The sequence below is a fragment of the Halomonas sp. SIMBA_159 genome (genome assembly GCF_046536035.1).
Classification (GTDB): Bacteria; Pseudomonadota; Gammaproteobacteria; order Pseudomonadales; family Halomonadaceae; genus Vreelandella; species Vreelandella venusta_A.
Genome location: NZ_JAWJBT010000051.1, coordinates 1 through 1,367, shown reverse-complemented (window position 1 = coordinate 1,367; position 1,367 = coordinate 1). Strand labels below are relative to the sequence as shown.

Here is a 1,367-nt window from a genome sequence, read left to right as displayed (position 1 = left end):
TCAAGCCTCACGGGCCATTAGTACACGTTAGCTCAACGCCTTGCAGCGCTTCCACACCGTGCCTATCAACCAGCTGGTCTCGCTGGGCCCTTTAGGAGACTCTAGGTCTCAGGGATGTCTCATCTTGAAGGGGGCTTCCCGCTTAGATGCTTTCAGCGGTTATCCCGTCCGACCATAGCTACCCGGCAATGCCACTGGCGTGACAACCGGAACACCAGAGGGTCGTCCACTCCGGTCCTCTCGTACTAGGAGCAGCTCTTCTCAAACATCCAACGCCCACGGCAGATAGGGACCGAACTGTCTCACGACGTTCTAAACCCAGCTCGCGTACCACTTTAAATGGCGAACAGCCATACCCTTGGGACCGACTTCAGCCCCAGGATGTGATGAGCCGACATCGAGGTGCCAAACACCGCCGTCGATGTGAACTCTTGGGCGGTATCAGCCTGTTATCCCCGGAGTACCTTTTATCCGTTGAGCGATGGCCCTTCCATACAGAACCACCGGATCACTAGAACCTGCTTTCGCACCTGCTCGACGTGTCTGTCTCGCAGTCAAGCACCCTTATGCTCTTGCACTCATTGCACGATGTCCGACCGTGCTGAGGGTACCTTCGTGCTCCTCCGTTACTCTTTGGGAGGAGACCGCCCCAGTCAAACTACCCACCACACACTGTCCTCGATCCGGATAACGGACCTGAGTGAGAACGCCAATGATGCCAGGCTGGTATTTCAAGGTTGGCTCCCTTCGAACTGGCGTCCGAAGTTCAAAGCCTCCCAGCTATCCTACACAGGCAACATCAGCGTCCAGTGTGAAGCTATAGTAAAGGTTCACGGGGTCTTTCCGTCTAGCCGCGGGTACACCGCATCTTCACGGCGATTTCAATTTCACTGAGTCTCGGGTGGAGACAGCGTGGCCATCATTACGCCATTCGTGCAGGTCGGAACTTACCCGACAAGGAATTTCGCTACCTTAGGACCGTTATAGTTACGGCCGCCGTTTACCGGGGCTTCAATCAAGAGCTTCGCCCGAGGGCTAACACCATCATTTAACCTTCCGGCACCGGGCAGGCGTCACACCCTATACGTCCGCTTGCGCGTTAGCAGAGTGCTGTGTTTTTACTAAACAGTTGCAGCCACCTGGTATCTTCGACCGGTTCGGGCTGAGGAAGCAAGTTCCCTTACCCTACGCCGGCGTGCCTTCTCCCGAAGTTACGGCACCATTTTGCCTAGTTCCTTCACCCGAGTTCTCTCAAGCGCCTTGGGATTCTCACCCTGACCACCTGTGTCGGTTTGGGGTACGGTCGCACATGATCTGAAGCTTAGAGGCTTTTCCTGGAAGCGTGGCATCAATGACTTCCGGACCGT

Annotated in this window: 1 rRNA gene; it reads right to left on the bottom strand. The window is 55.7% G+C overall.

The features are described from left to right. Positions 1-1,367 (bottom strand): 23S ribosomal RNA (locus tag R0J87_RS18240); the annotation flags it as partial.